Annotated in this window: 9 protein-coding genes; 5 read left to right on the plus strand and 4 right to left on the minus strand. The window is 47.1% G+C overall.

Annotated elements, in window-relative coordinates:
- Positions 1–3,318 (minus strand): TonB-dependent receptor (locus VIM72_RS08300; protein ID WP_332002371.1); only part of this gene is annotated, 3,318 nt, incomplete at its 3' end.
- A 17-nt stretch (positions 3,319–3,335) separates the two neighbouring features.
- Positions 3,336–4,310 carry a FecR family protein gene (locus tag VIM72_RS08305; RefSeq protein ID WP_332002372.1) on the minus strand — a complete coding sequence of 325 codons (975 nt, stop codon included), beginning with the start codon at positions 4,308–4,310 and terminating at the stop codon, positions 3,336–3,338.
- 168 nt (positions 4,311–4,478) lie between these two features.
- On the opposite strand from VIM72_RS08305, the gene VIM72_RS08310 reads away from it, so the two are divergent.
- The 5 genes from VIM72_RS08310 to VIM72_RS08330 all read left to right on the plus strand — a co-directional run bounded on the left by VIM72_RS08310 (position 4,479) and on the right by VIM72_RS08330 (position 7,461).
- Complete coding sequence (locus tag VIM72_RS08310; RefSeq protein ID WP_332002379.1) at positions 4,479–5,075, plus strand: RNA polymerase sigma-70 factor; 597 nt, start codon at positions 4,479–4,481, stop codon at positions 5,073–5,075.
- 209 nt (positions 5,076–5,284) lie between these two features.
- Positions 5,285–5,482 (plus strand): hypothetical protein, encoded by a 198-nt coding sequence (locus tag VIM72_RS08315; protein WP_332002373.1) that lies wholly within the window; start codon positions 5,285–5,287, stop codon positions 5,480–5,482.
- A gap of 30 nt (positions 5,483–5,512) precedes the next feature.
- The gene (locus VIM72_RS08320) at positions 5,513–5,989 is read left to right on the plus strand and encodes a PRC-barrel domain-containing protein (protein ID WP_332002374.1); all 477 of its coding nucleotides are present in this window, start codon (positions 5,513–5,515) and stop codon (positions 5,987–5,989) included.
- 114 nt (positions 5,990–6,103) lie between these two features.
- Positions 6,104–7,078 carry a hypothetical protein gene (locus VIM72_RS08325; RefSeq protein ID WP_332002375.1) on the plus strand — a complete coding sequence of 325 codons (975 nt, stop codon included), beginning with the start codon at positions 6,104–6,106 and terminating at the stop codon, positions 7,076–7,078.
- Positions 7,079–7,191: 113 nt separating this feature from the next.
- Positions 7,192–7,461 (plus strand): hypothetical protein, encoded by a 270-nt coding sequence (locus VIM72_RS08330; RefSeq protein WP_332002376.1) that lies wholly within the window; start codon positions 7,192–7,194, stop codon positions 7,459–7,461.
- A gap of 54 nt (positions 7,462–7,515) precedes the next feature.
- Here the strand turns inward: VIM72_RS08330 and VIM72_RS08335 are convergent, their stop codons facing one another.
- Positions 7,516–8,547: an isoaspartyl peptidase/L-asparaginase gene (locus VIM72_RS08335; RefSeq protein ID WP_332002377.1), complete on the minus strand. Its 1,032-nt coding sequence runs from the start codon at positions 8,545–8,547 to the stop codon at positions 7,516–7,518.
- A 23-nt stretch (positions 8,548–8,570) separates the two neighbouring features.
- Positions 8,571–8,849, minus strand: a 279-nt coding sequence (locus VIM72_RS08340) for a hypothetical protein (protein ID WP_332002378.1), incomplete at its 5' end; no start/stop codon positions are given.

An 8,849-nucleotide genomic window follows, 5' to 3' on the forward strand; every position in this document is an offset into this window, starting at 1 on the left:
TACGCTTACACCAACGGTATATGTTTTCAGCATCGGGTATGCCATTCCGTTACCCGCGCCAATACCTGCAGCATTGTTATTCAGCTCCGGATCAGAGCCTTCAATGACTTCAGGGTCCAGCGTTTTCATGATACGGTATAAGGGCGACCATGTCCACAAATTCTGACCTGTAAAGAACACTCTCGCATTTTTCATTTTGATCCTTGAAATCCATTCCTGTGGCAGGTTATAGCCAACGGTAAGGTTCTTTAAACGGATATAGGCTACATGCTGCACATACTTCGATTGCTGTACGGTGAGCTCTGCATTGGAATTAAGCGCCGTGTATCCCCTGAAACGGGGGAAGTAAGCATCCGGGTTGGTTTCCGACCAGCGGTTATCCATGATCTCCTGTGGCATCCAGCTATAAGGTCGGTTGTATTGTCCCCAGAAAAGGGAAGCATCTGTGCCCGGCCACCAGTCGCGCTTACCAATACCCTGGAAGAAAAAGCTCAGGAAAAAATTATTCCAGTTGGCGCTACCGGTAATACCAAAGGCATAACGCGGCTCTGTGTTGCCAATCACCCGCTGATCGCCCGGGTTACCTACGGTGCCATCGCCCTGGTCTATTTTCTTATTCCCATCCAGGTCTTTGAAACGGATATCGCCCGGCAACAGTTTGTTGGCATTGGATACACGGATAAAAGACTGGTCTACATCGTACTTATCAATTTCATCCTGGCTCTGGAAATAACCATCGTTCACAAAACCCCACATATCTCCCACACGCATACCTTCGTAATAGGTATTGATCAGCTTATTGGGATTATTGAAACGGGTAATGTACGACTGGTAATCAGACAACACCACGCCAAGGGAATAAGCAAAAGGTTTGCTGCCGGCCTTAAACTGGTCGGACCAGTTCACGGATAATTCCCAGCCTTTTGTTTTCAGATCGGCATAGTTACCTTTCGGCACACTGGCCCCAAACACAGCAGGAACAGGTAATCCCACGGTAAACATATTAGTGGTGTTACGGGTATATTTATCAAAGGAAACCTTTAACCGGCTGTTCAGCAACGATACATCGATACCGCCATTCAGCGTAGTGGATTTTTCCCAGGTAAGACCATTAGGAATTACATTAGGTTGTTGTGTATAATCAGGAATCACTCCATTGATGGCCATCTGCAGTTTGCTCACGGTCATTGTTTGCAGGAACTGGTAAGGGTTTACGTTACCATTACCCAGCGCGCCATAGGAAGCTCTGAGCTTTAAATCGCTTACTGCTTTAGGCGATACGTTCCAGAACTTCTCTTTCGATACGCGCCACCCGGCAGAAGCAGAAGGAAAAAAGCCAAACTGCTGGGACTCGGGAAATTTGGAAGAACCATCGTAACGGCCATTCACTTCCAGCAGGTAACGTTCATCGTAGTTATAGTTTACACGGAAGAAACCGCCCAATGTACGCCACTCATAGCCGCCGCCCGTAAGTACATAGTTAAGGCCATTCATCAGCGAAAAATCGGGCATACCCGGATTGATCAACCCATCATGCTGGTAATACCTTGATTTGAACAAGGTGTTTTCATAATTGTACCCTACCAGTAATTTGAAAGTATTTTTTTCGATACGATGTTCATAGTCCGCATACAGGTTCATACCTGTGTAAGTAGTGCGATCATTCTCTTCATTCATTTTGCTTTCGCCGCGGGTAAGCGTTTGGCCGGGCGCCTTGCTGTAAGGCACCGGCGTATACAAACGGGTTTCCACGCTGGAAGTGTAGGCATAAGTAAAGTCGCCGTTCACATGCAGTTTATCATGCAGGAAAGAAGTGGTAAAACGGGAAGTATTTCTCAGCATCAGCTGCGTTTGATCGGAGTAATTATTTCCCGTTAAAAAACTACCGAATACAATAGCGGCGTTCTCAGTAAGCGAACCGTCGGGGTTCTTTAGCATGGCAATGGGAAACGCCTCATCCGAAATCCTTCTCCATACCGGCGTATTGCTGGGATGATTGAGGATAGGAAAAAAATAAGTGCGTTGGGAAAAATCGAAGTTGTTTTCCAGCTTCAGCCAGTCGAACGGCCTTACCGCTCCTTTTGCCCTTACGTTATACATTTTGAACTTATCGGGATTGTAACGGAAAATCCCGTGCTGCGACATATACCTTCCGGAGAGGTAATACTCCGATTTGGCATTGCCGCCGGAGGCCGACAGGGTTTGTTCTGTACCAGGATTCTGATCTGCATACAACTCTTTGAACCAATCCGTATTTCCATAATACACATAGTTGCCTGTAGCGGGATCTATATCTGTTTTGGGCAGGGAAGGATCGTCGTTCCTGCGTTTCAGCTCATCGAGGTAGTCCAGTGAAAAAGGGAATACGCTGTTGGCTTTAGCGGGGTGCGACTTATAATCGTTCCACGCGTAATAGGCTTCATCAAAATTTTTGGCCCACTCGTAACCGTTAGTCACAAAGTTGGGTTTAACGGTGCGGTCGTTCAGCGAATAATTACTGGAATAAGTAAGTTGTGTATTATTCTTAGCAGGATTTTTTGTAGTGATGAGCACTACGCCAAAGCTGCCCCGGGCGCCATAAATCGCGGCGGAAGCCGCATCTTTTAATACGGTCACGCTTTCAATATCGTTGGGGTTTAACAGATTCGGATCTCCCGGCACGCCATCAATAAGCACCAATGCGCTGCCGCCTGCACCGATAGAGGTGGTGCCTCTCACGTTATAGGTAGCGCCGCGGATGGGCTTACCATCTGTAATACGAATATTCAGGTTGGGCAATACCCCTTGTAAGCCTTTGGTAGCGCTGGTCATGGGCCTGTTCTCAAATACTTCTTTTCCTACCTGGTCTACCGCACCGGTGAGATTGATCTTCTTTTGGGTACCATAACCTACCACTACTATTTCACCAAGCGCCGCTGAAGATTCTTTCATTACCACGTAAAGCGATTGTTCTTTTTGCGGATCCATACTGCTTTTGGTGATCACCTGTGTTACATAACCCACATAGGCAATGGTAAACACAAAGGGCCCCTGCACATGGGAATCATCAAAAGTGAATACACCTTTTTCGTTAGTGATGGCGAAACTCTTCAGGCTGTCGGGCCCGCTTTTCAGCTGTACAGATGCGCCTGGTATGGCCTGTCCTTTTTCATCTTCAATTAAACCTTTGATCCATGTTCTCTTTTGCGCCTGTGCCGGCAGCAGGTTGATAAAAGCCATCAGGAACAACAGGCTGATAAATTTACAGCCATGAAGGAACCTGTTGGATTGGTTCACGGGCAAAGCTCTGCCCTTCACTAGCAGGTAGCGATGTGTCATAATGCGCAAATATTTAGTTAATGATTTCTTTCTATACGGTAACCTGTATTTGTTGATGTAATTTTCAAATCGTGCAGCATTGCGATACGGTGCAGCACCTGGGCAAGTGAATCGGTGTCCCGGATCACCCCGGAGAAGACGATATCGTTAAAGGTGTTTGCCTTCAGCTGTATGTTCACATGATATCCCCTGGAAATAGTATCAAATACGCCGGATAACGGCGCCTGGTCAAATGTAGCGGCAAAGCCACGTAAAGCGCCATAGGCGATGGCCGGGGCAGCAGGTGCTTTGTAAGCAGTAAACTGTAAACGGGCCATCCCGGTAGCCGTATTGCAAACAAGCGCCTGGCCTGGTGTGAGGTAGCGCACCTGCTCATTGGCTTTCACCATTACTTTCCCGGTATGCAGTATTACTTTTACTTCTCCCTGTTTGTTTGTAACGGTAAAACTGGTTCCCAATGCGGTGGTGGATACCCCTTCGCTCCATACCGTAAATGGCATAGGAGCATTGGGGGCAACATTAAAATATCCTTTACCCCGTAGCCGCACTATCCTGTTCTTTGCACCAAACGGAGCGGCAAAACGGATTTCCGCGTCTTTAAATAATATTACCTGCGAGCCATCCGGTAAATGGAGCATCCGCTGAGCGTTATTACTATTGGCAATGACCGTGCTGTCGGGCTGCGCCGATTGCTGCTTTACAGCTACTTTTTGCACGGGTAGCGATGTGGTGCGGAATATCCACCACGCACCTGCAGCAATCACTATTGCAGCGGCAGCAGCTGCTGCCCTGCGCAGGTATACCACCCGGTTTTTGCGTTTGATACGGGATGCTATAACGGCATACATTTCATTTCTTTCATCAGCAGTGAAGGCGTTTGTTTCCGGCATTTGCTGTTGCTCATACCAATGATCGTACTCTGCCTGCTCCGCTTCCGTAGCAGTTCCGTTCAGGTATCGGTCCAGTAAATATTGCAGGCGCGATGGCGTCATCAGTATGGGTGTTTGCTATACTTATCACATAAAGCTGCATTTACCCCCACTCCATTTTCTCAAAAAAGGCGAAATTCATATTTAGTTAACATTGGAAAAGTTGTTTACTATAAGTTAACATAGAAACTTTTACCCGGTAGATATCTTTGCGGGTAAAACTGAACGCTTATCTGCTCCACTGGTCAACATACATGCGATAGCTTATGGCAACAGGCCAAAAGCGGCGATACCAAAGCCTTTGAGAGGTTGTACCAGGCTACAGTTATCGCGCTCGGTAACCAGGCATTCCGTATCCTGAAAGACCGTGAACAGGTGAAGGATATTATACAGGATGTTTTTACCAGTTTATATCTCAGGAGAGATGAACTGCCCGGAGATGTTAACATCAGCGGGTATCTCAACAATGCCGTTAAATACAAAGTGTCCAACCAGCTGCGCAATAAATTGCTGAAAGAAAACCATCACCAGGTATTGATCAGGCAGGCGCACCAGCAGGAAATGGTACAGCCGGTTCAACTGGAGCAACATGAGTTGAAAACCCGGATTGCCCGCAGCCTTAATACCTTGCCACAAAAATGCCGGGAAGTATTTATGCTCAGCTACTACGATAACCTGGGCTACAAAGCGATTGCACAGGAAATGGGCATTTCTGTAAAAACAGTGGAAAAGCATATGAGCAAAGCCCTCCAGGTATTGCGCAGGGAGCTGAAAGAAGAGCATTACTTTGGCTTGCTGCTAATAGCAGTGAGTATTTACACGGGATAATTTCCGCAATACGTAGAAAAAAAAGACACTGCAATAAATGGCTGAATCCCCCTGTCTTCGCACCGCCAGATTCCATGAAACCAGCCACCCATAAGCCATTCCCCTCTTTCTAATCTTCCTGGCATGCATTGGTATAATGATTGCCGGATGAAGGTATGAACCATTCCGGTTGAATATATCCGGAATTATTCCACCTTAAATGCACAACTATGGCACACCTGGAAGTTCAACCTAAAAAGAGAAGCCTGGCCTGGTTATGGCTCATCCTGGGACTTGTTATCATTGCCGCTATCCTGTTCCTGCTGATGCGTAGTGGTAACCATACCCGCCAGGACACTATTATTGCTACGGATAGCGTATCCCATACTGTTGCGCCTGCAACAGATACCACCGCAGCGCAACCATGATCCTGATTCTTCATCTAAAAAAATATTACCATGTCTATTACTGAAGCTAATCGTCTTGAAGAATTAAGCGGCAGCCGCTTTGAGGTTGCCGATGGTCAGCCCGATGTCAGGCAATGGGAAGTGGAAGATTTACACGGCAATAAACTTGGAAAAGTAGATGACCTGTTATTTAACCCCGCTTCCCGCAGGGTGCGCTACCTGGTAGTAAATCTGAAAGGTAACCGCCTGGGGCTTTCTGAGCGTAAGGTGCTATTGCCCATCGGGGTAGCCATCCTGCACGGGAAAGATGATACTGTGCTCCTGCCGGAAGTTTCCCATATGCAGATCAATATCCTGCCGTTTTATGAAAAAGGAGTGACTGTTACACCGGATATGGAACAGGATATCAGGAATGTATTTGTAACACCCGGGGCATATAACGATGGTAACAGCGACTTCTACAACCACGACCAGTTCAACCAGGAAAGGTTTTACGGGCTGCGTTACCCTGGTGATAACCGCGTATAGTACTTGCCTTAAATACTAGTCCGTTGAACGTTAGCCCGCAAAAAGATAAAGCCTCCGACCGGAGGCTTTATCTTTTCAATGTAAATATGTTTTATTTGTATATAAATTAGCCAGATGAAATATGTTTTGCTGTGCGCTTTTATGTTACTTTCTTTTATTGCCCGGAGCCAGCAACTGCTCAGTTACCGCGATACGGCCAATCATTTCTCCGTAGGAATTCCCGCAGGATGGCAGGTGACCAAAAGCAAACAGATCCCTGCTTTGAAGCTGATGGCAAGGCGGCTTTCGGCCGACAGTTCCCGTTTTGAACCGGAAAACTTCAATATTAATGTGATTGATGAGCCCCGTTCCAATGTGGATGCCGTTACTAAAAAACTGTTGTACTATATCAGCCGCAACCCCTATTTCAAACTGGTAGACTCCGGTAGTATTGTGCGCAATGGCAAAAGAATGATCTGGCTGGATGAAATACACGTGGAGGAAAACAGGCCCGACACTTTCTTCGCCAGCATTTTTATCGATTACTCCGATAATAAAACCTACCTGCTCACAGCCACTACGGTTTTGCCGTTTTCCGCCGCATATACGCCCTTATTTCACCAGGTAGGCACTTCTTTCCTAACAGGTAAGGCAGCCCGCAAAGAACGCCTTAAAATAACGTTACCGGCCGGTGTGAAATGGGTCCTCATCACAGATACCGAGGTGGATAACCTCGCTACCCGGCAGTTCCTTCCTGCGGATGAAACGCCACAGCAATGGACGCTGCTTCTCAACAATATGACCATGGAAAATGCCAGGGTCAATAACATTGATCTTGCTGTAAAAAGTTTTTCTGAAGCCGCAGCAAAAAATGCCTCGCAGGCAAAAACTACCCTGCTGGGAAAAGAAAACAACCCGCAACGGCGCTGGGCGCTGTTCAAAGTGGAAACACCCGGTGCAGGCAACCCTGAATCGCAACTGTATTATGTAATACAGGGCCCCAAATCCTTTCATGCCGTATTTATTGCACAGAAAACAGAAACCCTTCCTGCCGGGTTCATCAGCAAATGGAGCACTGTTTTTAAAACCAGTAAAGTGGTATATGAATAATTAATTCCCGTTCAGTGTGTATTTATTTACGCAGCTGTTTTTCATTCCCTGTTGTAAATCAAACAGTTTTTTAGTGGTGTGATGTTTGGGATGTGATCCTAAAACCATTGCTTATGACCACTATTCCTAAAACGCCAGGGCCGCTCCGTGAGGATGAACTTCAACCGGACGACGTAATTAATCAGCAGCAACAGCCGGTGCCTTCCAAAGGGAACCAGGATGAACAATCAAGACAGGGAGATGATACTTCAGATGATTTATTGGAAGAAGAAGAGGACGATGTACAGGTAGATGAACTGCTGGAAGAAAGGGATATTACAGACGAGGATATCAATCAGAACACACTGGAAGAAGATGACTCACCCAAAAGACCACTGGAGTGAAAATAACGAACGGATGCGGGTACTACGCCCCGCATCCGTTCGTTATTTTAATACTTACTTATAAATCTCCACTTCAATTTTACCATCTTTCGTAACAGCGCCGCGATACATGCCTTCGGTATTGAAAGACATGGTCATGTTCCCTCTTTTATCCAGCGCAATAAGACCGCCATCGCCACCCATATCCCCTACTTTTTTTATCACGGCATTACCTGCCTGCTGCACAGAAAGTCCTTTATATTCCATCAAAGCAGACAGATCATAAGCCACCACGTTGCGGATATAAAACTCGCCCCAGCCGGTGCAGGAGATGGCCGCTGTTTCGTTGTTCGCATATGTACCGGCGCCAATAATGGGCGAGTCTCCAATACGGCCGTACTTCTTGTTGGTCATACCGCCGGTGGAAGTAGCCGCCGCCAGGTTGCCCTGCTGATCCAGCGCCACCGCCCCAACGGTGCCGAATTTATAATCCCTGTTCTTAGTGCCAAACTTCTCAGGGTTCGTATAGGCGTTGGATTTAGCCGCAGCCAGGGAATCTTCCCGGATGGCCTGTTGCAGCCCCTGCCAGCGTGTTTCAGTTCTGAAATATGAAGGATCTACAATTTCCAGTCCCGCTTCTTTGGCAAATTTTTCTGCGCCCGGTCCTACCATCATTACATGCTCCGATTTTTCCATCACGGCCCTTGCCGCGCTCACGGGGTTACGCACGGTGGTAACGCCGGCTACTGCGCCTGCCGCTTTCGTTTTACCATTCATGATAGCGGCATCCAGCTCGTTGCGCCCTTCGTGGGTAAACACAGCGCCTTTGCCTGCATTGAACAGGGAATCATCTTCCAGCACCCTAACGGTAGCTTCTACTGCATCCAGGCTGCTACCACCCGATTGCAGGATCTTATACCCCGTTTCCAGCGCTTTCTTCAATGATGATTTATACGCCGCTTCCTTTTCCGGGGTCATATTCTTTTTAAGAATAGTGCCCGCTCCGCCATGGATCACCAATACATAGGAAGATGCCTTCTGCTGCGCCATTACAGGTAAAACAAAAAACGCCGCCAGTAAAAATAAAATACCAAACCTGCCTTTCATATCTGACTTTATTAATAGAATAATCAAATTGCTTTTTTCTTCAGCTGTCCTTTTTCCACCCACCACCAATACCAGGCGCCGCCGCTGGCTTTAGCCGGATCAAAATCAGCTACCTGGAAGCTGCCGTTACCGGTATCGCTGGCCTGGATCTCATATACCTTCAGCGCTTCGCCGTTGTGATTCCATTCCAGCGGTTGTCCCGGTTCACAAAGTTCAGGTTTTTTCAAACTATCCGACAAAATGAAATAAGCCTTACTTACTCCAAATACTTTCGCCATACCTGTTTCATCAATACATACCGC

It is taken from the genome of Chitinophaga sp., assembly GCF_036569185.1.
Classification (GTDB): Bacteria; Bacteroidota; Bacteroidia; order Chitinophagales; family Chitinophagaceae; genus Chitinophaga.